This window comes from Massilia aerilata (assembly GCF_042656905.1).
GTDB lineage: Bacteria > Pseudomonadota > Gammaproteobacteria > Burkholderiales > Burkholderiaceae_D > Telluria > Telluria aerilata.
The window spans coordinates 83,242-105,647 of record NZ_JBHSMZ010000026.1; the positions used below are offsets into that span (position 1 = coordinate 83,242).

Annotated in this window: 17 protein-coding genes and 2 tRNA genes; 5 read left to right on the forward strand and 14 right to left on the reverse strand. The window is 63.1% G+C overall.

Annotated features, from left to right (window positions below):
- Positions 1–55: 55 nt before the first annotated feature.
- From dinB to ACFPO9_RS25620, 4 genes are all read right to left on the reverse strand, one after another.
- Entirely contained in the window at positions 56–1,132 is a 1,077-nt protein-coding gene (gene dinB / locus ACFPO9_RS25605; RefSeq protein ID WP_379776770.1) for a DNA polymerase IV, read from the reverse strand.
- 82 nt (positions 1,133–1,214) lie between these two features.
- Positions 1,215–2,984, reverse strand: coding sequence for a S8 family serine peptidase (locus ACFPO9_RS25610; RefSeq protein WP_379776773.1), 1,770 nt, complete (start codon positions 2,982–2,984; stop codon positions 1,215–1,217).
- A 184-nt stretch (positions 2,985–3,168) separates the two neighbouring features.
- A complete protein-coding gene (locus ACFPO9_RS25615) occupies positions 3,169–4,998 on the reverse strand; it encodes a S8 family peptidase (RefSeq protein WP_379776776.1) in 1,830 nt (609 codons plus the stop codon).
- A 443-nt stretch (positions 4,999–5,441) separates the two neighbouring features.
- A complete protein-coding gene (locus tag ACFPO9_RS25620; RefSeq protein ID WP_379776779.1) occupies positions 5,442–7,658 on the reverse strand; it encodes a TonB-dependent receptor in 2,217 nt (738 codons plus the stop codon).
- Positions 7,659–7,914: 256 nt separating this feature from the next.
- On the opposite strand from ACFPO9_RS25620, the gene ACFPO9_RS25625 reads away from it, so the two are divergent.
- Positions 7,915–7,990: transfer RNA gene (locus ACFPO9_RS25625), tRNA-Val, on the forward strand.
- A gap of 44 nt (positions 7,991–8,034) precedes the next feature.
- Positions 8,035–8,111 (forward strand) — tRNA-Asp (locus ACFPO9_RS25630).
- A gap of 498 nt (positions 8,112–8,609) precedes the next feature.
- Here the strand turns inward: ACFPO9_RS25630 and ACFPO9_RS25640 are convergent.
- Entirely contained in the window at positions 8,610–8,975 is a 366-nt protein-coding gene (locus tag ACFPO9_RS25640) for a helix-turn-helix domain-containing protein (protein WP_379776785.1), read from the reverse strand.
- Positions 8,976–9,281: 306 nt separating this feature from the next.
- Positions 9,282–10,430, reverse strand: a complete 1,149-nt coding sequence (locus ACFPO9_RS25645) for a GGDEF domain-containing protein (protein ID WP_379776788.1) — start codon at positions 10,428–10,430, stop codon at positions 9,282–9,284.
- 213 nt (positions 10,431–10,643) lie between these two features.
- On the opposite strand from ACFPO9_RS25645, the gene ACFPO9_RS25650 reads away from it, so the two are divergent.
- On the forward strand, positions 10,644–11,126 hold the full coding sequence (locus ACFPO9_RS25650) for a cyclic nucleotide-binding domain-containing protein (RefSeq protein WP_379776791.1): 483 nt from the start codon (positions 10,644–10,646) through the stop codon (positions 11,124–11,126).
- On the forward strand, positions 11,123–12,262 hold the full coding sequence (locus tag ACFPO9_RS25655) for an AI-2E family transporter (RefSeq protein ID WP_379776794.1): 1,140 nt from the start codon (positions 11,123–11,125) through the stop codon (positions 12,260–12,262). Before ACFPO9_RS25650 ends, ACFPO9_RS25655 begins: the two co-directional genes overlap by 4 nt.
- Positions 12,263–12,370: 108 nt before the next feature.
- Here the strand turns inward: ACFPO9_RS25655 and ACFPO9_RS25660 are convergent, their stop codons facing one another.
- The 8 genes from ACFPO9_RS25660 to ACFPO9_RS25695 form a co-directional block, all read right to left on the reverse strand.
- The gene (locus ACFPO9_RS25660) at positions 12,371–14,599 is read right to left on the reverse strand and encodes a YgiQ family radical SAM protein (RefSeq protein ID WP_379777647.1); all 2,229 of its coding nucleotides are present in this window, start codon (positions 14,597–14,599) and stop codon (positions 12,371–12,373) included.
- Positions 14,600–14,776: 177 nt separating this feature from the next.
- On the reverse strand, positions 14,777–15,058 hold the full coding sequence (locus ACFPO9_RS25665) for a DUF4404 family protein (protein ID WP_379776797.1): 282 nt from the start codon (positions 15,056–15,058) through the stop codon (positions 14,777–14,779).
- A gap of 8 nt (positions 15,059–15,066) precedes the next feature.
- The gene (locus ACFPO9_RS25670; RefSeq protein ID WP_230026990.1) at positions 15,067–15,279 is read right to left on the reverse strand and encodes a VF530 family protein; all 213 of its coding nucleotides are present in this window, start codon (positions 15,277–15,279) and stop codon (positions 15,067–15,069) included.
- A gap of 197 nt (positions 15,280–15,476) precedes the next feature.
- Positions 15,477–17,600, reverse strand: coding sequence for a M3 family metallopeptidase (locus ACFPO9_RS25675; protein WP_379776800.1), 2,124 nt, complete (start codon positions 17,598–17,600; stop codon positions 15,477–15,479).
- A gap of 29 nt (positions 17,601–17,629) precedes the next feature.
- Entirely contained in the window at positions 17,630–19,804 is a 2,175-nt protein-coding gene (locus ACFPO9_RS25680) for a M3 family metallopeptidase (protein ID WP_379776803.1), read from the reverse strand.
- 137 nt (positions 19,805–19,941) lie between these two features.
- Complete coding sequence (locus tag ACFPO9_RS25685) at positions 19,942–20,559, reverse strand: TMEM175 family protein (protein WP_379776806.1); 618 nt, start codon at positions 20,557–20,559, stop codon at positions 19,942–19,944.
- A gap of 11 nt (positions 20,560–20,570) precedes the next feature.
- Positions 20,571–21,104: a demethoxyubiquinone hydroxylase family protein gene (locus tag ACFPO9_RS25690; protein ID WP_379776809.1), complete on the reverse strand. Its 534-nt coding sequence runs from the start codon at positions 21,102–21,104 to the stop codon at positions 20,571–20,573.
- Between the two features lie 113 nt (positions 21,105–21,217).
- Positions 21,218–21,586: a hypothetical protein gene (locus tag ACFPO9_RS25695; RefSeq protein ID WP_379776812.1), complete on the reverse strand. Its 369-nt coding sequence runs from the start codon at positions 21,584–21,586 to the stop codon at positions 21,218–21,220.
- A gap of 630 nt (positions 21,587–22,216) precedes the next feature.
- Here ACFPO9_RS25695 and ACFPO9_RS25700 point away from each other — a divergent pair.
- Entirely contained in the window at positions 22,217–22,405 is a 189-nt protein-coding gene (locus ACFPO9_RS25700; RefSeq protein WP_379776815.1) for a hypothetical protein, read from the forward strand.
- The last annotated feature ends 1 nt before the right edge of the window (position 22,406 follow it).

Genomic DNA, 22,406 nt, shown 5'->3' on the forward strand with positions numbered 1-22,406 from the left:
AACGACATTCTACACGCTGCTGACCGGCAATTTTCAGCCAGCAGGGTAGGCTTTTTTAATGTGTTGCACGTTCGTCAAACAAGCTGAGCTGCTCAACCTGTTCCGTGTCGCCCAGCCGCACGCCGACGCCCAGCAGGCGCACCGGGCGGCCGGCGCGCAGCCAGCCATTTTCCATCAGGTGCGTGTAGATCGCCAGGTTGGGCGCGTAGCCGACGCACTCGACCGTGGTCTGCTGGAAGTCGTTGAATTTTAGTTTGACGAACAACTTGTTGATGAATTTTTCGGCATTGTTGCGCTTGATCCGGCCCTGCAGGTGTTCCATCAGTTCCGGCAGCAGCGCCAGGCAGGCGGGCAGGTCCGGCACGTCGGGCGTATAGGTTTCCTCGGTGCTGATCGACTTCCTTTCACGCACCGGATTGACTTCGCGGTCGTCGATGCCGCGGCACAGGTCGTGCAGGCGGGCGCCGAAGGAACCGAAGTGTTCCTGCAGCTTCGCCATGTTCCAGGTCCGCAGGTCGGCGCAGGTGTCCACGCCCAGGCTTTTCATCTTGGCTGCCGTGACCTTGCCGACGCCATGCAGCTTTTTGACCGGCAGCGCGGCCACGAAGGCATCGACCTCTTCCGGCCGCACCAGGAACAGGCCGTCGGGCTTGTTCCAGTCGCTGGCAATCTTGGCCACGAACTTGCTCGGCGCCACGCCCGCCGAGGCCGTGATGCCGACGGTCTCGAAGATGCGCCGCCGAATCTCCTGCGCGATCAGGGTCGCGCTGCCCTTGCAATGCGGCGAGTCCGTCACGTCCAGGTAAGCCTCGTCCAGCGACAGCGGCTCGACCAGCGCCGTGTAGTCCTGGTAGATCTCCATGATCTGGCGCGATGCGATCCGGTACTTCTCCATGTTCGGCGGGATCAGGAGCAGTTGCGGGCACAGTTTCATCGCCTGGGCGGTGGCCATGGCCGAATGGATGCCGAAGCGGCGCGCCTCGTAGTTGCAGGTGGCGATCACGCCGCGCTGGTCCGGCCGGCCTCCCACCGCCAGCGGCCGGCCGCGCAGGGACGGGTCATCCCGCATCTCGACGGAAGCGTAGAAACAGTCGCAGTCGCAGTGGATGATCTTGCGGGTCGGGGTATTCATACTGTAATTGCGTACAGTATAGATGCTAATAAAAAAGGCGCGCAACTTTCGTCACGCGCCTCTCCCTTTGGCGGCTGCCTGTTTACCAGGTGAACTTCAGCGTGTACTTGCCTGCCCCGCCCGCGTGGTAGCGCACGCGGATGTAACGCGCCTGGGTGGTGGTCGCCGTATTGGCCGTCGACACCGCATCGTTGACGCCGGCGCCGTTGGTGCTCAGCGCCAGCTGGGCGCCTGCAGCGTTGTAGGCATACAGGTCGTAATCCAGCGCGGCGGAACCCTGGGTGAGCGTGGCGGTGAGGGTCTTGCCGGCCGGTACCTGGACCACGAAATAATCGTTGTCGGTCGTGCTCGACAGGCTGCCGCTGAGCACAGTGCCCGAGGCCGTCACGGCGTTGGCGGTCGAGATGTAATTGTTCGACTCCAGCTCATTCTGGGTCGGCGCAACGACTGCCACGGTGGCCGTCACCGCGTTCACGGCCGCGGCCGCATCGACGATGCCGGCGCCGCAGCCCGAGCAAGCCGCCGGGAAGGCGCGCGCGGTGGCTTTCAGCTTGGCTTCGACTTCGTCCGGTGTCAGCGCCGGGTTCTTCGCCAGCATCAGGGCGGCCACGCCGGCCACGTGCGGGGTCGCCATCGAGGTGCCCATCATGTAGCCGTAGTTGTCGCTGGCCGGGGTGCTGGCGCCGGCATTCCAGGTCGACAGGATGCCCGCGCCGCTGTCGCCGCCCGGCGCCGCGACGTCGACATTCGCGCCGTAGTTCGAGTAGGACGCCTTGCCGCCGCTGCGGCCGACCGCCGCCACCGTGATCACGCCGGCGCAGTTGGCCGGGTTCGAGTTCGAGGCATTGACGTTCGAATTGCCGGCCGCGACCACGACCACGGCGCCGCGCGAGCGGGCGCTGTTGATCGCGTTCTGGGTCGTGTTGTCGCAGGCGCCGCTGCCGCCCAGCGACAGGTTCAGCACGCGCGCCTTGTTCGGGTTGGCCGGGGCGCCGGTGACCGCGCCGCCGGACGCCCAGATCATGGCGTCGGCGATGTCCGAGGTATAGCCGCCGCACTTGCCCAGCACGCGCACCGGCACGACCTTGGCGCCGTAGGCGACGCCGGCCACGCCGACGCCGTTGTTGGTTTTCGCGGCGATGGTGCCGGCCACGTGGGTGCCGTGCCAGCTCGAGGCATCGTCCTGGGCCGGCAGGCCGCCGCCGCACTGGCCGGCGGTGGTGCTGTCGCCCGGGTCGCTGGCGTCGCTGTCGCGGCCATTGCCGTCGGCGGCGATGGCGGCGCTGGTGATGAAGTCGTAGCCCGGCAGGATCTGGCCCGACAGGTCCGCGTGCGGACGGTAGCCGGTATCGATCACGGCCACGTTGATGCCGGCGCCGGTCGACTTGTCCCAGGCGGCGGGCAGGTTCAGGCCGCCCTTGGCGTCGAAGTAGTGCCACTGCTGGGTGTACATCGGGTCGTTCGGGGTGAACAGCGGGACCATGATGCGGTCCGGCTCGGCGTATGCGACGTCCGGATCGCGCGCCATCAGCTCGGCGGCCAGGGCGCGGGCTTCGTCCAGCGACATGGTGCGGCTCAGCTGCAGCACGTTGGCGCCGGTGGCGGTAGCGCGCAGTGCGCGCATGGTGGCGCCGAGCTGCTGGCCGGCGCGGGCCTGCAGAGCCAGGCGCGCGGCCGACATGGCGCGTTCGGGTACGGCGCCCTTGGAATTGTCGACCGCGTCCTTGTACTTGACGATCAGGCGGTCGGTCTGGGTGACGGCTTTGCTCGGTGCCGCATCCGGCGGCGCGGCATGTGCAGCCAGCGAGCCGAAGGCGACGAGGGCTGCGGCGCAGATTTTCACTTTCAACACGGATACCCCTTGTGGTGCGTAAAACCAAGGAGCCTAACGAAAAGCGGCCCGCTTGGGGCCGCTTTAGGGGTTTTCACCACAGAAAAATTTTTGATAAGTAATTGATTGTTAAAGGAATTTAGTTCCTCAAAGCATTTCCTTTATAGATCAATCAGCTTTTCTCGGCTTTCCTGTTTCCAGACAATTACCAGCTGAGTTTCAGCGTGTAGGTGCCGCTGGTCGAACCGGTGCCGCCGCTGTAGTACACCACGCGTACGTAGGCCGTCACCGCGGTGGTGCCGGTGTTCGAGGCGCTTGCCGAATCCACCGCGCCCGCACCGTTGGTGCTGGAAGTCACCTGGGTGCCGGCGCTGTTGTAGATGTACAGGTCGTAATCCGAGCTCGCGTTCGGCGTCAGGGTCGCGCTCAGGGTCTTGCCGGCCGGGACCGTGACCTTGAAGTAGTCCGTGTCGCTGCTGCTCGACATATTGCCGTTGACCGTGGTGCCGGAGGTCGAGACCACGTTGCCGGTGGAGATCGTGTTGTTCGACTCGGTTTCCGACATGGTGGTACCGGTACCGCCGCCGGTGCCGGTGGCGGCATCGACCGCTGCCGAAGCGTCGACGATGCCGGCGCCGCAACCCGAGCACGATGCCGGGAAGGCGCGTGCGCTGGACTTCAGGCGGGCTTCGACGTCGTCCGGGGTCAGGGCCGGGTTCTTCGCCAGCATCAGCGCGACCACGCCGGCCACGTGCGGGGTGGCCATCGAGGTGCCCATGTAGCCGGCGTAGCTGTCGGCGCCCGGCGCCTTGGTGCCGGCGTTCAGGGTCGACATGATTGCCGCACCGGTATCGCCGCCAGGTGCTGCGACGTCGACGATGGTGCCGTAGTTCGAGTACGACGCGCGGCCGCCCGACTTGTTGGTGGCTGCCACGGCGATCACGCCCGAGCAGTTGGCCGGGCTGCTGTTGCTCGCGTTCTGCGCTTCGTTACCGGCTGCGACCACGACCACGGTGCCGCGCGAGCGGGCGCCGTTGATGGCGGTCTGGGTCGTGGTGTCGCAGGCGCCGCCGCCGCCCAGCGACATGTTGATGACCTGTGCGCGGGCAGCGATGTTGGTCACGCCCGAGACGGTGCCGCCGGATGCCCAGACGATACCGTCGGCGATGTCGGAGGTATAGCCGCCGCACTGGCCCAGCACGCGCACAGGCACGACCTTGGCGCCGTAGGCGACGCCCGCCACGCCGATGCCGTTGTTGGTGAGCGCGGCGATGGTGCCGGCCACGTGGGTGCCGTGCCAGCTCGAGTTGGTGGCGGCCTGGCCGGTGCCGCACTGGCCCGCCGCGGTCCAGTCGCCCGGATCGCTGGCGTCGCTGTCGCGGCCATTGCCGTCGTTCGAAATCGTGGTGTCGGCGATGAAGTCATAGCCGGCCAGGATCTGGCCCTGCAGATCGACGTGCGGACGGTAGCCGGTGTCGATCACGGCCACGCGGATGCCGGTGCCGGTCGACTTGTCCCAGGCCGCCGGCAGGCGCATGCCGCCGACGGTATCGGTGTAATCCCACTGCTGGCTGAACATCGGATCGTTCGGCGTGAACATCGGCTTCATGATGCGGTCCGGCTCGGCGTACTCCACCGAAGCATCGCTGGCGGCCAGGTCTGCGGCCACTTGCGCGGCCTCGGCCACCGACACCTTGCGGTTCAGCTGGACCACGCGGGCGCCGGTACCGATCGTGTGCAGTTCCTTCATCGTCAGGCCGAGCTTGCGGCCGACGGTGTTCAGGGTCGCCAGGCGCGCTGCGATGATCGGCGAAGAGGCAGCGGCGCGGGTCAGGCCCTTGGCGTTGCTCTTGGCATCCGGTGCGGCTTCATCCTTGTACTTGACGATCAGGCGGTCGGTCTGGTCGCTGATGCTCGCACCCTGCGCGGCGGATGCGTTGACGGAGCCTGCGTGAACAGCGCTGGCGCCGAGGCCGATGACGGCCGCTGCGCACAGTTTCAAGACTGCCGGGTACATCGATTTCTGAGACTTCATGTTTCTTCCTTTTATTAGAAAAACACAAAAGTTTGATTTTCCGCAAGCACATCAAGACGACTCAGTGCCTGAGATCTAGTTGTGTCGGTGCAAATTCTGAGCACCGATTTCCCGTCTGAAAGCGGGACACGGAAGAGTAGCGCGAAGGAAGAAGGCGTGTAGAAATTTCACAATTGATTTCAGTATCTTTACAACGAAAAACCACTTCACGTAGTAAAAACCTACTTTATTTGGCCGAAATCGCGCCATGCAAAATAAGATCTTGCTAAAAAACACAGCAAAATCACCGAATCGTCATTCTTGGTCAGCCATATGATTTAACACATCGTTTTGATTTATATCAGATATAACCAAGAAAACTTCACTCACGTGCATACGCTGATGCAATAAAAAAGGCCGCGATTGCTCGCGGCCTTCCTTGTCAGACAGAACCAGGCTGGTGCTTAGAAATTGCCCTTGAACTGCACACCCCAGGTACGCGGCTCGTTGGTGAAGCCGGTCAGGTTGTTGAAGTCGATGGCGCCGGTGATGCGGCGCTGGTCGAGGATGTTGCGGCCGAAAGCGGCCACTTCATACTTGCCGCCCGCCCAGTTGTAGCCGACGCGCAGGCCGCCTTCGGTCAGCGGCTTGCCGCTGAACTCCTTCGCTTCGTACAGGAAGAAATTGATCTTCGTACGGTAGGACCAGTCGGTGTAGACGAAGAATTCGCCGTCGGCCACCGGCATGCTGTAGCGCGCGGTCGCGTTGAGGGTCCACTTCGGCGCCTGCGGCAGCGGGTTGCCGTTGATGTCGACGCGGCCGGCCGCGTTGATCGGGTCGGTGATGGTGCACTGGGCGCACTTGTTGACCGACAGGCTGGGGTCGCGGATTTCCGTGAAGTTGTAGCTGGCGCCGGCGGTCACGCGCAGCGACGGGCTGACGATGCCTTCGACGTCGAACTCGGCGCCCTGGGCCTTGGTCTTGGCCGCGTTGATCAGCTTGGTGACGTTCGAATTGCCGCCGACCACGGTCAGCTGCTGGTTCTTCACCTCGAAATCGTACAGCGAGAAGTTCAGGCGGGCGCGGCGCTCGAACAGGTCGGCCTTGATGCCGCCTTCGATCGAGGTGACGGTCTCGGCGTCGGCCACGGTCACCGGCACCGAGGCCGACGCGGCGGCGATACTCGGGGCGCGGAAGCCGGTCGCCATGCGGGCGTACAGGTTGATGTTACGGTCCAGCTTGTAGGTACCCGACAGGTCCCAGTTGACCTTGCTCTTGCTTTCGCTGATGCCGGCCGGGCCGATCAGGGTCACGTTGGTGTGTTCCAGCGTGGCGAAGTCCTTCTTGTCGTCGGTGTAGCGCAGGCCGCCGCGCAGGGTGAAGGCGTCGTTGACGGCATAGGTCACGGAACCGAAGGCGGCCCAGGCCTTGTTCTTCTGGTTCGAGATCACGCGCGAGGTTTGCGCCTGGGTCACGCTGTCGAAGTTGTCGCTGCCGCCGGTCGCGTCTTCGTCGAAGTAGTACAGGCCGGCCTGCCAGTTCAGCGGGCCGGTGTTCTTCGATTCGACACGGAATTCCTGCGAGTACTGGCTCAGGTCGGTCAGGCGGCTGGCGGTCTGCACCTGGAAGGGCACCACGCCCGGGCCGCCGATGATGCCGCCGTCGATGTCGCCGCGGCTGTTGTAGTGATCCACGCTTTCGTAGCCGGTGATCGAATACAGTTTCACAGGACCCAGGTCCCAGCTCAGGCGCAAGTTGGCGCCCTGGGTCTTGAGGTCCTGGAAGTTCTGGGCGTTGGTAACGATGCTGTTCAGGTCGTAACCGTCGGCGATGTCGTTCGTGCCCTTCTTGATCAGGTTGGCGCGGAACAGGCGGGCGCTGCCGGAGGTGGTGCGCTGGTGCACGTTGAACAGCGCGCTGAAGGTGCTGTCCGGGGTGTACAGGAACTGCACGCGTTCGGCGTGTTCGTTGTAGCCGTCCAGTTCGCCGGTCTTGTTGGTCTTGGCCAGGTCGCTGTAGTTGTTGACGAAGTCGTCGCGGTGCTGGCGCAGGGTCGAGACGCGCATCGCCCACTTGTCCGACAGCGGCACGTTGACGGCGCCTTCCAGGTTCACGGTGTTGTGGCTGCCCCAGGAGGCGTTGTAGTAGCCCTCGACCTTTTTGAGGTTCGGCTTTTCGGATTCGAGCTTGACCACGCCGGCCGGGGTGTTGCGGCCGAACAGGGTGCCCTGCGGGCCGCGCAGCACTTCGACGCCGGCGACGTCGAAGATCGGGAAGCCTTTCAGGATCGGGTTTTCCTGGACGATGTCGTCATAGATCAGCGACACCGGCTGCGAGGCGAACAGCGAGAAGTCGGTGTTGCCGTAGCCGCGGATGTAGAAGCGCGGGAAGGTGCGGCCGTTCGACGATTCGATGTTCAGGCTCGGCACTTTGCCGGCCAGCACGCGGATGTCTTCACCGCCGGAGACGATGACGTCGAGTTTTTCACCCTTCACGGCGCTGACCGAGACCGGCACCTCCTTGATATTTTCGGTGCGGCGCTGCGCCGTCACGGTGACGGTCTGCAGCTCGTTGGTCGATGTAGCTTGGGCCATGGCCGGCGCGGCGGACAAGGCTGACAGCGCCAGCATCGCGCCATGGGCGGCGATAACGCGCTTGTGCATCTTGGACATCTTGGTCATTGCGATTTCCTAGGAAGGGTAAAAATGGCGTATGTCTCCATTCGCATCGTTATCGATGTCTTCATGTTGCCAGGTTGGTAAAGGCGCAATTGTCGAACATGTGTATAAGCTTATGCAAGGAATACGCGCGCAGCATGGGCAGGCATACAACATTTTTTTTCCGTAAAGCCCTTGCGTGCGCCAGAAGGGATACGCTATGATTCGGGCCTCTTCGGACGTGGTGACAAACGTCGAAGACATCACCGAAGCGGTTTGCGGGCGCTTAGCTCAGTTGGTAGAGCGGATCCCTTACAAGGATTAGGTCGGGAGTTCGAGCCTCTCAGCGCCCACCAGATCTTCCGATGATGTCGACAGCGAAGAAAAGATCAGTAAAAACGGAGCGGTAGTTCAGTTGGTTAGAATACCGGCCTGTCACGCCGGGGGTCGCGGGTTCGAGCCCCGTCCGCTCCGCCAGATTAAAGAGAAAAGGTCCGACTTGTCGGGCCTTTTGTCTTTTCAGGTACAGGCGGGTCTTCCCTGCGGGGTACCTTCCGCAGGAAGGTACGAAAGTTTCGGGCTCGAAGGAAATCGCTTGCAAGCGATTTCCCGGCCCGCAGGACGTGGGCGAGCCCCATCCGCTCCGCCAGCATCAAGAGGAAGGGTCCGACTCGTCGGACCGTTCTCCCGCATGTCCAGCGCCAATGTCTCCAGCTTGTATCCGCAGCAGGAGCAGGTCTTGCTGCTCGGGTACCACCGCTCGGCCACGACCACCTCGGCACCGCGCCTTGGGTTTCGGCTGGCGGCAAGGGGGGATCCGGCGTATCGACGGTAATGCTGGCATACCAGCGGCTGGCCCTGCGCGACACCGTGGCCGCGACGATGTGGCCAGAAAAACGCAGCCGTTCGCGCATCTCACCCACCCCAGCTTCGGAATGTGGATGCGCTTGTCTTCGACGCGGAACTGGTCGTTGCTCAAACTAAAGCGATCGTCCTGGCCTTTCTTGCGAAACGTGGGATAACGCGCGCGGTGAGCAAAAAAATTCTTGAAGGGGTCGCCCAACTGGAGCCGGGCGTGAAACGCCTGGCGGCCATCTGCGGTGCGTTCTTCGTTACCTCGATCATCCACGAAAACCTTGTGCGCTTGATGGCCTTGAGTTGGCGCCGCGATGACAATTGCGAAGGCCGGGGTTGAGACGGATCGGCCTGGTGCGCCGCGTACTGGCGCTGCCATTCGCTCAGCGCCCAGTTATAGGCAAAGCGAGCAGTACCCGCCGCTCGCGCCAGGTAGGTCGCCTGCATGTTGTTTGGATCGAGCGTGATCTTATGGGCAATCAGCATGGACGAGTCTCGGCAGCCTGGCCGCTCCGTTCATCATTCTATGGTGATCGTAAGGCCACCCAGCGGCGAAGACCATGACTCCCTGCACATCTCTATCCGGAACTTCTGCGCACACCATGGTGGACACTTTTGCCGCACCATGATGGCGGGCGACGAGTAAGACGGCGGGCACATGATGTTCCGGCAACAAGCTGCCGCGTGTCGCCCAGACGGCGTGACCGGTTGTCTCAAGGCATGGTTAGATTTGCGCAGGTTTTGGTGCTACTGTCGGAGCCCTTTTTTCGTTCCGGCGTTCCAAACGCCGGCTCAGGCGCGTTTGAGCATCGGCTGGCCCACTTCGACGCGATTGCGCCCGCTCGTCTTGGCCGCATACAGCGCGTGGTCGGCACGCGCCAGCGCCGCCGTCAGCGCCTCGCCGGCCTCGATCGTCACCGCGCCGATGCTGACCGTCATGCGGTAACCCGGCGCGCCGCCGAATACCGGCACGTCAAGCACGGCAAGGCGCAAGCGCTCGGCTGCTTCGAGCGCGCCCTCGAGGCGTGTGGCGGGCAGGACCAGCGCGAACTCCTCGCCGCCCAGACGCCCGATCAGGTCATGCTCGCGCAGCACGCCGCGCGCCGTGTCCGCGAATACCTTCAGCGCTTCGTCGCCGCTGGCGTGGCCGTAACTGTCGTTGAGCTGCTTGAAGTGGTCGATGTCGAGCATCAGCAAGGCGATCGGCTTGCGCAGGCGCAGCGCCAGCTGGCGCGCACCATCGGCACGCTCGAAGAAGGCGCGGCGGTTCAGCATGCCGGTGAGCCCGTCGACGGTCGCCAGGCGGCGCATCAGCTTGTCGTCCTTCTGCTTGCACAGCAACAGGAAGCCGAAGCCGTTCACGATCATCAGGAGGTAGCTGGCCAGGTAGGCCAGGCCGATCACCGGCGCCGTACTGCTGCCGGGGCTGCCGCCTTCGAAGCCCAGCCAGGTCCAGATCGCCAGCGCGAACAGGATGTTGTTGACGCCGATAAGCCGCTGCAGCAGCGGCGCCTTGCGCGGACGCAGCAGCACCACGGCCGCGCCGAACACGTACAGGGCGATGATGAAGGAGATCAGTTCCGTCAGCTGCAGCCGCGAGGCGCCGGTGGCCACCGCATAGCAGACCGCCACCCAGCCGGGCAAGGTGAACAGGTACAGCGACTTGCGCCAGCGCGCAAAACCGAAGAACAGGCAATTGGCGCCCACTTCCAGCGCAACCCCGCCCAGCCAGGCGCAGGCGGACACTGCTTCGACCAGGCGCAGCTCGAACTGCGGGGCGGCCCACCAGCAGAGCTGGGCAACACCGATCGACAGCCGGCCCCACATCCAGTAGCCGAGGGCGGGACTGTTGTCCGCACCGCGCATATAGCCCGCCATCAGGAGGGCAAAGGCGATATTGCCGACGCCTAGCGCCAGCATGAAAGTTTGAATGTCGATCACTCGGATTCCCTCTGGAACAGCCGTGGCCTGATCATATATTTATCGCAACACATGTTTCCCAAGGGAATTATATTACACGCTTTTAACATTTGTGCACGTACGATTCGTGCGCCGACGTTTTGAGTGTCTGATAACGGCACAGACATCGTGCTCTTGCAGCGTGGCACAAGCTAATCGTGCATAATTGACAATAATATATTTACTGGAGTCGCCGTGATCTTTGGTTTCCTCAAGTCCCAGACCTTGTCCCCGCGCCAGCGCCGGCTGCAGAACACGTCGCTGTTCCGCACGCTCAAGCCGATCGAGGTCAAGTTCGTGGATGGCCTGATGCACGAGCGGCGCTACCAGCCGGAGGAAATCGTCTTCGACGAGAACGAGGAAGGCCAGGCGCTTTACCTGGTGATGGCGGGACGGGTCGAGATCAGCCGCATGCACGAGAGCCGCCGCCAGCTGGTGAGCGAGCTGGGACCGGGCAGCTTCTTCGGCGACCTCGCCCTGCTCGACAACTCACCGCGCAGCGCCCGCGTGCGCGCCATCGACCATTGCGAACTGGCGGTGTTCTTCCGCGACGACTTCCTGGCGCTGATGGATACCGACGCCGTCATCGGCTACAAGATTTCGCTGGCGCTGGCGCGCCACATCGGCCAGCGCCTGCGCGAGCGGCTCGACGGCCGTCCCCAGCTGGAAGCGCTATGATCGCCGCGCCCACGGTCCGCGAAGAGCGCGCCGGGCCGGTGGTCTGGACCGGGATCATCGCCGTCACCTGCCTGCTGCTGGTCCTGCTCGAGCACATGCTGTGGCTGGTCCTGCCCCTCATCTTCGGCATCGTGATGTACTACACCCTGCTGGGCCCGATGCGGCGCCTGCTGCGCCTGGGCTTTTCGCGCAGCGTCTCGTCGATGCTGGTGTGCGCCATCTTCTTCGGCCTGTCCGCGCTGGTGCTGGTGGCCGCGCTGTCCTGGAACGCGGGCCTGGAAGACAGCGGCTCCTGGAGCGATACGCTGGCGCTGTACGCGAACGGCGGCGTGGCCTTTGTCCGCAACACGATGGCGCTGCTGGAGGTGAAATTCCCGATCCTGGCGGAGATGCACCTCACCTCGCTGGCCAACAAGCGTTTCAAGGTCTTCACCGACACCTTCGCCCAGCGCTACCTGACCACCATCCTGGTCACCGCGGCCGGCTGGCTGCCTTCGCTGCTGCTGGCGCCCTTCCTCGCCTTCTTCTTCCTGCGCGACGGCCTGCGCTTCAAGAAATTCCTGGCGCGCGCGGTGCCGAACGCCTACTTCGAACGCACCCTGTTCCTGCTGCACCAGGTCGACCAGACCGCGCGCCGCTACTTCGAGGGCATGCTCAAGCTGACCGTGCTCGACACCCTCGTGCTGGGCTTCGGCCTGTGGGTGATCGGCGTGTCTTCGCCGCTGCTGCTGGGTTTTATTTCGGCGCTGCTGGCCTGGGTGCCCTTCATCGGCTCGGTGGTCGGCTGCGTGATGGTGGTGATCGTCGCCGCCACCGACGCGCCATCCAATCCGCTGGTCGCCTACGGCGCCATCGCCGTCTTCATCCTGGCGCGCCTGCTGGACGATTTCGTGTTCATGCCGATCACGCTCGGGCGCAGCCTCAAGATGCATCCCTTGATCACGGTGCTGATGATCTTCATCGGCGGCGCGCTGTCCGGCGTGGCCGGCCTGATGCTGGTGCTGCCGCTGCTGGGCGTGGTGATGGTGATCGGCGAGACGCTGGGCCGGCTGATGACCAATCCGCGGTTACGGGCAAGGCATCGGTATGCAAAGCAGCTGCGCGAGAAGCAGGCGAGCGGTGATCTGAAAGTCTGAAACAATTCGGGGTCAGCGCACTTTTTCGAACGACCGCCTCTATGACGCTTGTCCGAAAAAGTGCTCTGACCCCGAATTTTTGTGTTTTGCGGCCAGCCGAGGCCTGGCTTACTTGCGTCCCGCCGCCTTCGGCTTGGTCTTGATGGTCGACAGGATGCCAGGTTTGACTTTCGACGGCGGCGCCATGAAGGGCGCAGGCGCCGGGGCGCGATCGCCGCGGCGTTCGCTGCGCTCGTTCACGCGCGCATTGCGCTTTGGCGCCACCTCGATCACGCGGCCCTTCGGCGCGGCACTGCGCGCCTCGGCCACCAGCGGCATGTTCTTGCGCTCGCTGCGCGGCGTCATTTCCAGCTCGCTGCCCGGCGGCGGCACCAGGTGGCGCTCGCCATTGCCGATCAGGTCTCCGCGGCCCATGCGCTTGAGACCTTCGCGCAGCACCGGCCAGTTTTCCGGGTCGTAGTAGCGCAGGAAGGCCTTGTGCAGCTTGCGCGTCTTGCCGCTCTTGGCGGTAAGGACTTCTTCCGAATCTTCGGTCACCTTGGCCAGCGGATTCTTCCCGGTGTGGTACATGGTGGTCGCCATCGCCATCGGGGTCGGCGTGAAGGTCTGCACCTGGTCGAGGTGGAAGTTGTTCTTCTTCAGCCACAAGGCGAGATTCAGCATGTCCTCGTCGGTCGAACCCGGGTGAGCCGCGATGAAGTAGGGGATCAGGTACTGCTTCTTGCCCGCCTCCTTCGAGTACTTGTCGAACAGCGCCTTGAACTCGTCGTAGGCGCCGATACCCGGCTTCATCATCTTCGACAGCGTGCCCTCTTCCGTGTGCTCCGGCGCGATCTTCAGCAGCCCGCCCACGTGGTGCGTGACGAGTTCCTTCACGTACTCGGGCGAGCGCACGGCCAGGTCGTAGCGCAGGCCGGAACCGATCAGGATCTTCTTGATGCCCGGGATCGCGCGCGCCTTGCGGTACAGCGAGATCAGCTTGCTGTGGTCGGTGCCCAGGTTGGAGCAGATGGTCGGGTAGACGCAGGACAGGCGGCGGCAGGTTTCCTCGATCTTCTTCTCTTTGCAGGCCAGGCGGTACATGTTGGCCGTCGGGCCGCCCAGGTCGGTGATCGTGCCTGCAAAATTCTTGGTGGTGTCGCGAATCAGCTCGATCTCGCGCAGGATCGACGGTTCCGAACGGCTCTGGATGATGCGGCCTTCGTGCTCGGTGATCGAGCAGAAGGTGCAGCCGCCGAAGCAGCCGCGCATGATGTTCACCGAGTAGCGGATCATCTCCCAGGCCGGGATGTGCGCCTTGCCATAGCTCGGATGCGGCGCGCGCGCGTAGGCCAGGTCGTAGACGCCGTCCATCTCGTCCATGGCGAGAGGCAGCGGCGGCGCGTTCAGCCAGACGTCGCGGTCGCCGTGCTGCTGCACCAGCGCGCGCGCATTGCCCGGGTTCGACTCCAGGTGGAACACGCGCGAAGCGTGCGCGTACATCACCGGGTCTTCGCTGACGGTTTCAAAAGAAGGCAGGCGCACCACGGTCTTGCGCGCTTTTTCGCGCGCCGCGGCCTGTCGTTCTTCGCGCGTCATGATGACGATCGGTTTGACTTCAGGCGCCGGCTGCGCATTCTCGGTGGCGCAAGCCTTGGTGTCTTCCTGCGCCATCGCGTACGGGTTCGGGTGCGGATCGACGCGGCCCGGCACGTCGACGCGGGTCGAGTTATGCACCGACCACTCTTCGTCCGGCAGCCAGCCGTGCGGCACCAGGAAGGCGGTGCCGCGCAGGTCGCGGATGCTCTTGATGTTCTCGCCGGCGGCGATGCGGCGCGTGACGTCGACCAGCGCGCGCTCGGCATTGCCGAAGATGACCAGGTCGGCCTTCGATTCGAACAGCACCGAGCGGCGCACCTTGTCCGACCAGTAATCGTAGTGCGCGATACGGCGCAGCGAAGCTTCGATCGAGCCGGCGATGACCGGCACGCCCGGGAAGGCTTCGCGGGCGCGCTGGCAGTACACGGTCACCGCGCGGTCCGGGCGCTTGTTCGGCTCGGCGTTCGGGGTGTAGGCATCGTCGGAGCGGATCTTGCGGTCGGCCGTGTAGCGGTTGACCATCGAGTCCATGTTGCCGGCAGTGATGCCCCAGTACAGGTTCGGCTTGCCGAGCGCACGGAAGGGTTCCACGGAGGTCCAGTCCGGCTGGCTGATGATGCCGACCCGGTAACCCTGCGCTTCCAGCAGCCGGCCGACCAGCGCCATCCCGAAGCTCGGGTGGTCGATGTAGGCGTCGCCGGTGATCAGGATGATGTCGCACGAATCCCAGCCCAGCTTGTCCATCTCGGCGCGGGTCATGGGCAGGAAGGGCGCGGCGGGCGCGCGGCTGGAGCGCTTGGGGACGCTCGCGAAAAGATTGGCGGGGGAGTTCATTGGCCGATATTTTACAGGAAAAGCCTGCGGCCAGCTCCCTCCCCTTCAAAAATTGGCTTATTTTTCAACAACTTGGCTCATCCATTGCGGATGAATGTTGCGTCAAATACCCATATTGTTGAGGATGTTGCCAAGCTGGCGCAGCGCCGGCTCCAGGGTCGGGTGGCGGGCCGCGAAACGGGCCGTGATTTCCTGGCTGCGCGAAGCCAGGCCGTAGGTGTTCGCGTCCGGATCGTCGGCCCGGCGCTCGAGCACGTGCCGGATGTCGCCGTCGAGCTGGCGCAGCAGCATTTCCAGTTCGTCGTCGACCTCGCCCGTTTCCTCGAGGTGGCGGTGCAGGGTCTTCAGGTGCGCTTTCAGGGTGTCTTCGTTCTCGTTCAACATGTCGTCCCTCATGTGGTGAACCTGGTTTCCAGGTACAGCTTCTCGACCTGTTCGCGGGCCCAGGGCGTCTTGCGCAGGAACTTCAGGCTCGACTTGATGCTGGGGTCCTTGATGAAGCAGTTGATCGCGATGCGGCGGCCGAGCCCTTCCCAGCCGTAATGCTCGACCAGGCGGGTCAGCACCGATTCTAAGGTAATACCGTGTAATGCCTGAACACTCATTGCAGAGGAGATGCCATTGTGGGGATGTTGAGGGGAAGTTTATATCTGAAGGGGAAGCTTGGGCGCGCAAACCATACGTCGTTGCCGCGGAGGCGGGAATAGTGCCACCGGCACTATTCCCCCCAAGTTTGCTCGCGTATCGACTGCTCAAACAGAACTTGGGTCCCCGCCTGCGCGGGGACGACGGTACGAGCGGCTTACTCGCCAGTCAATCCACGGCGCTCCAACAGCGGCTCGATCTTCGCATCGCGGCCGCGGAAGTTGCGGTACATGTCCATCGCATCCATGGTGCCGCCGCGCGACAGCAGCATCTGGCGGAAGCGGTCGCCGTTCTTGCGCGTCAGGCCGCCGTTTTCCTTGAACCACTCGACGGTGTCGGCGTCCAGCTTCTCGGCCCACAGGTAGCCGTAGTAGCCGGCCGAGTAGCCGCCCGAGAACACGTGCGAGAAGTAGGTCGTGCGGTAGCGCGGCGGGACCAGCGGGAAGTCGACGCCGGCGTCATGCAGGGCCTTGGCTTCGAAGCCCAGCACGTCGGCCGGGATCTGGTCCGGGCCGAGCTGGTGCCAGCTCTGGTCCAGCATCGAAGCCGCCAGGTACTCGGTGGTGCGGTAGCCCTCGTTGAACTTGGCGGAAGCCTGCACCTTGTCGAGCAATTCCTTCGGCATCGGCGCGCCGGTCTGGTAGTGCTTCGCATAGTTGGCCAGCACTTCCGGCCAGGCCATCCACATCTCGTTGACCTGCGACGGGAACTCGACGTAGTCGCGCGGCACGCGGGTGCCCGAGAAGCGCGGGTACTTCACGTTCGAGAACATGCCGTGCAGCGCATGGCCGAACTCGTGGAACATGGTGCGCGCTTCGTCGTAGGTCAGCAGGGTCGGCTCGCCGGCGGCCGGCTTCGGGATGTTCAGGTGATTGGCGATCACCGGGTGCGTGCCCAGCAGGGTGTTCTGGCCGACATAGGCGTTCATCCAGGCGCCGCCGCGCTTGTTGGCGCGCGCGTAGGGATCGTGCAGGAAGATCGCCAGCTGCTTGCCGTCGGCATCGAAGACGTCGAACACGCGCACATCCGGGTCGTACACCGGCAGGTCCTTGCGTTCCTTGAAGGTGATGCCGTATTCCTTGGTGGCGGCGAAGAACACGCCGTCGACCAATACGCGCTTGTACTCGAAATAGGGACGCAGCTGGTTCTGGTCGAAGGCGTAGCGCTGGGCGCGCACCTTGTCGCTGTAGTAGTTCCAGTCGTAGGCGGCGGCCTGGAATTTGCCTCCCTCGGCGTCGATCGCCTTCTGCAGGTCGGCCGCTTCCTTCTTCGCGTTGTTCACGGCCGGCCTGGCGAATTCGGCCAGCAGCTTGTTGACGGCGCCGGTCGTCTTCGCGGTCTGGTCTTCCAGCATGTAGGCCGCGTGGCTCGGATAGCCCAGCAGCCTGGCGCGCTCGGCGCGCGCCCTGGCCAGCTCCAGCACCAGGTTGCGGTTGTCGAACTCGCCGCCATGGCTGCCGCGCGCCAGCGAAGTCGCCAGCAGTTTTTCGCGGGTAGCGCGATTGGTCAGCACGGACAAGGGCGCCTGCTGGGTGGTGTTCACGACCGGGATCACGAACTTGCCGTCCAGGCCGCGCTTCTTCGCTTCCGCGCTAGCGACGTCGATCGCCTTGTCCGACATGCCGGCCAGTTCCTCGCGGCTGTCGACCACCAGCGCCGAGGCGTTCGCTTCCTTCAGCACGTTCTGGCTGAACTGGGTCTGCAGGGCCGCGATCTTGCCGTTGTAGGCCTTCAGCTTGACCTTGTCGCTGCTTGAGAGCTGGGCGCCGGCGCGCACGAAGTCGGTGTGGTAGCGCTGCAGCAGGTAGGCCGACTCGGCGTCCAGGTGCAGCGTGTCGCGCTTGTCGTACAGGGTCTTGATGCGCTTGTAGAGCTTTTCGTTCAGGCGGATCTTGTCGCTGTGCGCGGCCAGCTTCGGCGCCAGCTCCTTGTCCAGCGCGTTCAGGGTGTCGTTGGTATTGGCGCCGACCAGGTTGTAGAAGGCGGTCGAGACGCGGTTCAGCAGCTGGCCCGAACGCTCCATCGCGACGATGGTGTTCTCGAATGTCGGTGCCGCCTTGCTGTTGGCGATGGCGTCGATTTCAAGCGACTGCTGGCGCATGCCTTCCTCGAAGGCCGGCGCGAAGTCTTCGTTCTTGATCTTGTCGAAGGCCGGGTACTGGAACGGCAGGGTGCTCGGCTTGGCGAAGGGATTCGAGTCCGGCAGCCGGGATGGTGCTGCGAAGGCGAAGTTGGCGACCGCCGCGGTGACGGCGAGGGCCAGGATGTGGGAACGGTTCATTCTCTCTCCGGTGTAAATCGTTCTATTGTTTATTGCGTGTTGCCCGTCAGGCCGCGGCGCTCCAGCAGCGGCTGGATCTGCGCGTCGCGCCCACGGAAATTGCGGAACAGGTCCATCGCATCGGCCGAACCGCCGCGCGACAGCAGGGTCTGGCGGAAGTGGTCGCCGTTCTTGCGCAGCAGGCCGCCGTTCTCCTTGAACCACTCGACCGTGTCCGCATCCAGCTTTTCGCTCCACAGGTAGGCGTAGTAGCCGGCCGAATAGCCGAGCGAGAAGCTGTGCGAGAAGTAGGTCGTGCGATAGCGCGGCGGCACCGGCGCGAAGTCCACGCCCGCATCCTTCAGGGCGGCCGCTTCGAAGCCCAGCACGTCGGTCGGGATCTGCTTGGGCGTCAGCTGGTGCCAGCGCTGGTCGAGCAGCGAGGCCGCCAGGTACTCGGTCGTGATGTAGCCCATGTTGAACTTCTTCGAGGCCTGCACCTTGTCCAGCAGCTCCTGCGGCATGGCCGCGCCGGTCTGGTAGTGCTTCGCGTAATTGGCGAGGACTTCCGGCCAGGTCGCCCACATCTCATTGACCTGCGACGGATATTCGACGAAGTCGCGCGGCGTGTTGGCGCCGCCGAAGGTCGGGTACTTCACGCTCGAGAACATGCCGTGCAGCGCGTGGCCGAACTCGTGGAAGGCGGTGCGCACCTCGTCATAGGTCAGCAGGGTCGGCTGGCCGGCGGGCGGCTTCGGAATGTTCAGGTGGTTCGCCACCACCGGGTGATTCCCCAGCAGCGTCGATTGCGTCACGTACTCGTTCATCCAGGCGCCGCCCTGCTTGTTCGGACGCGCGTAGTAATCCATGATGAAGATCGCCAGTTGCTTGCCGTCGGCATCGAAGACGTCGAACACGCGCACGTCCGGGTCGTACACCGGCAGGTCCTTGCGCTCCTTGAAGCTGATGCCGAACTCCTTGTTCGCGGCGAAGAACACGCCGTTCAGCACCACGTTGTTCAGTTCGAAGTAGGGCTTCAGCTGGCTCTCGTCGAAGGCGTATTTTTGCTGGCGCACCTTGTCGGTGTAGAAGGCCCAGTCCTGCGGTCCGACCTGGAAGCCGCCCTCGGATTTGCCAACTTCGGCGTCGATCACCTTCTGGATCTCGGCAGCTTCGCGCTTCGCGTTGTTCACGGCCGGCAGCGCCAGCTCGCCCAGCAGTTTATTCACGGCTTCCGGGTTCTTCGCGGTTTCGACTTCCAGCGAATAGGCGGCAAAGTTCGGGTAGCCCAGCAGGGTCGCCTTCTCGGCGCGCAGCTTGGTGAGCCGCTGCACCAGCTCGCGGCTGTCGAAGTCGCCGCCGTGGCTGCCGCGCGCCAGCGAAGCGGCCATCAGGCGTTCGCGCGTGCCGCGGTTGGTCAGCGAGGACAACGGCGCCTGGCCGGTGGTGTTGCCGAGCACGAGGACGAACTTGCCGTCCAGGCCGCGCTTCTTCGCTTCCGCGGCGGCCGAGTCGATTTCGGCATCCGAGAGACCTGCCAGTTCGGCACGGGTATCGACCACCAGGGCCGAGGCATTCGCTTCCTTCAGCACGTTCTGGGCAAAGGTCGACTGCAGGCTGGCGATCTCGCCGTTATACGCCTTCAGCTTCTCCTTGTTCGCGGCCGAGAGCTTGGCGCCGGCGCGCACGAAGTCGCGGTGGTAGCGTTCGAGCAGGTGCTTCGACTCGGCGTCGAGGCGCAAAGCGTCGCGCTTGTCGTACAGGGTCTTCACGCGCTTCCACAGCTTGTCGTTCATGAAGATCGCGTCCTGGTGCGCGGCCAGCTTCGGCGACATCTCGCGGTCGATCGCATCCAGGTTGTCGTTGGTGTTCGCGCCCTGCAGGTTCGAGAAGGTGGTCGCCACGCGCGCCAGCAACTGGCCCGCGCGCTCCATCGCGACGATGGTGTTGTCGAAGGTCGGCGCGTTGCGGTTGTTGGCGATCGCCTCGACTTCCAGCAGGTGCACGCGCATGCCGACCTCGAAGGCCGGCTTGAAGTGCTCGTCCTTGATCTTGTCGAACACCGGGTAGTGGAAGGGCAGCGTGCTCGCCCTGGCGAAGGGATTCGAAGCGTCGAGGACGTTGATGGAGGCAGGGGCGGCAGGTGCGGCAACGGCCGGGATGGCGGTGGCGGCATAGGCAAGCGCGATGCTTGCCGCGACGATGAGGCGGAGTGGCTGTTTCATGCGATCTTTCACGGACACTGTATGGACACTGCCGGAGCGGGCCCGGCAGCAAGGGCGCGGAAGATCATAGCAGGGTTATTGCCGCGTCGTCACATCGAAAATGTCGCGGGTATATCGTATGTATTGAACGCGGACGCTCATTGCTGCTCGCGTTCGGCGGCCGCCTCTTCCTCTTCGATTTCCTCGACCACCTTCTCTTCGATACGCCGGTCCGGGATCAGCCACATCACGGCCACCGCCGCGTAGACCAGGAAGCCCAGCCAGGCGGCAAACCAGGCCAGCGCCACGCCAACCAGGTAGAGCACGATCGAGATCTTGCCCTTGCGGTCGTCGCCGACGGCTTCCGCCAGGGTCGTGTTCTTGTCGTGATTGCGCACCAGGCCGCGCACCAGCAGCGAATACGCGGTCGCGCACATGAACAGCACGAAGCCATAGGCGGCGGTGGGCCCGGTCTCGAAATGATTCTCGCCCATCCAGGCCGTCACGAAGGGAATCAGTGACAGCCAGAACAGCAGGTGCAGGTTGGCCCACAGGATGCCGCCGCTGACTTCCTTCACGGCGTGGAGCATGTGGTGGTGGTTGTTCCAGTAGATGCCGACGTAGATGAAGCTGAGCACGTAGCTCATGAAGACAGGCCACAGCGGCAGCAATGCGCGGAAATCCGGGCTGTGCGGGACTTTGAGTTCCAGCACCATGATGGTGATGATGATGGCGATGACGCCGTCGCTGAAGGCTTCCAGCCTGTTCTTGCCCATTTGTTCCTCGATTAAATTCGCATGCCTATCCAGATAACCGCTTCCGTTACGGCAGAGATCACGGAACCGCTCATCCGGTCAATGACACCTGCATGACGAATATGCGTTGCGGACTGGTCATGGTGGTGCTGCTCTTCGCTCAATATAGCCGAGATGGCGGTAGTGGCATCGGGATCTGTCGTACCGATATCGAGGAGTTGCTGCCGCAAATGTCGAAGTACGACACGCTCCACTGCCACGGTTGCGATTGCGATGGATTGAGCGCCCATCAAGCCAGTCAGGAAACCAAGCACGTATCCTCCAACGCCGCACAAGCAAAAGCTGCGGCATCGTGGCAGGCTTCTTCGCTTCAGTTCCTTGGCAAAGATCGCTCGGTGCCGTTCTTCATGGGCTTTGAAGGCGGCCAACTCGGGCAGCAAGGAAGGTGCTCTTAGCCTCGCCATTGCGATCTGCCCGGCGTAGATATTCACCGCGCCATGTTCACCTGCATGGTTCACCTTGATGATCCGCCCCGGATCAATGGCTGGAGGCTGTATGCGGTGCATTGGAACAGCGAATCCCTACAATGGGCAACATCCATACTGGCGCTTGTTCCAGTAGATGCCGACATAGATGGCGATGACACCCTCACTGAAAGCTTCCAAGCGGCTTTTTTTCATCACCATCTCCCTACGATTTGAGTGAGCATGCTGGCCAGATTCTCGTCCACCGATGCTCTTCCTGTTGCATCTACGGTAACGACAACCTCCCAATCCTCGGATTCAAAATAAACATCCGGGGAGTAGGAAAAGCTTTTTTCGCGTAGATCGAACGCTATTGCAAAGTGATCTGTTCTCCCTTTAGGAATCCTCCACGAGACGGTCTTTCCCGCAGAAATCAAAGCCGCACCTTTCCGGAAGCCTGAGCTCGATATAGTGACATTCCTTAGCGCTTGGCCAGACTGATTGTTGACTGAGACGATGGTGTCGGCCGAGCATCCGATCAGGGATAACAGGATGAAGGCTGAGATACAGGTTTTGAAATTCATTCGTGTTCCCAGACATTCGCTAGCGGTGATGGGCAGTTTGCCCACTGGAGCTTGTTCCTGTAGACACCGACGTAGATGAAGCTGAGCACGTAGCTCAGGAACCTCATCAGAGCAGCAGCAGGCTCAAGGATTCTGCGCGTACTTCGCATCGATCGTCGCCTTCCAATCCTGCAGTATGGCAGCGATCTCAAGCGCGTGTTCTTTCGTCTCCCGAAGCCCTATCCGGTCTGTTGCGGCATAAACCAGGTACTCGGCAATCTTCTCATCATTCTCGGCGTCCTGCGTCTGAAGAGAAAAACCGCCGGCAGATAAGCGTCGTACTCATCGCGCGCGATTGGCACGCCGGCCACGCCGATTGGATCCCAGATGCCATGCAGCACCTCGTCGACCCGTTGCTAGAGTTCCACATCACGCGGTGACGACTTCCTGCCCATCCTGCCTCCTGACACGACGATGTTTGAACGCCACCAACACAATCGGCATCAGTGTCGCAGCCAAACCAACAGATGATGATCCAAAGTCCTTCGCCTATCGACAAATAAGTGAATACGCGCGTGGCACGCTTCCTGCACTCAAATCCTGGTATGCCCTCCGCGGCACCCAAATTTGCTACCACTTGAGGAGATTGAGATGAACAAGCTGACGATCAAAGACCTGACTATTGCCAAGGAACTCGACAAGCGCCAAATGGCCGGGCTATTTGGTGGCATGGGGCGTACACCCCAGCAGATTCTGGCATGGGAAATAACGGGCAAGCCTGCAACCTGGCAAGGCCTGGTCCTGGGAGACGACAATCGGCTGCATGTGCCGGTGATCTGAA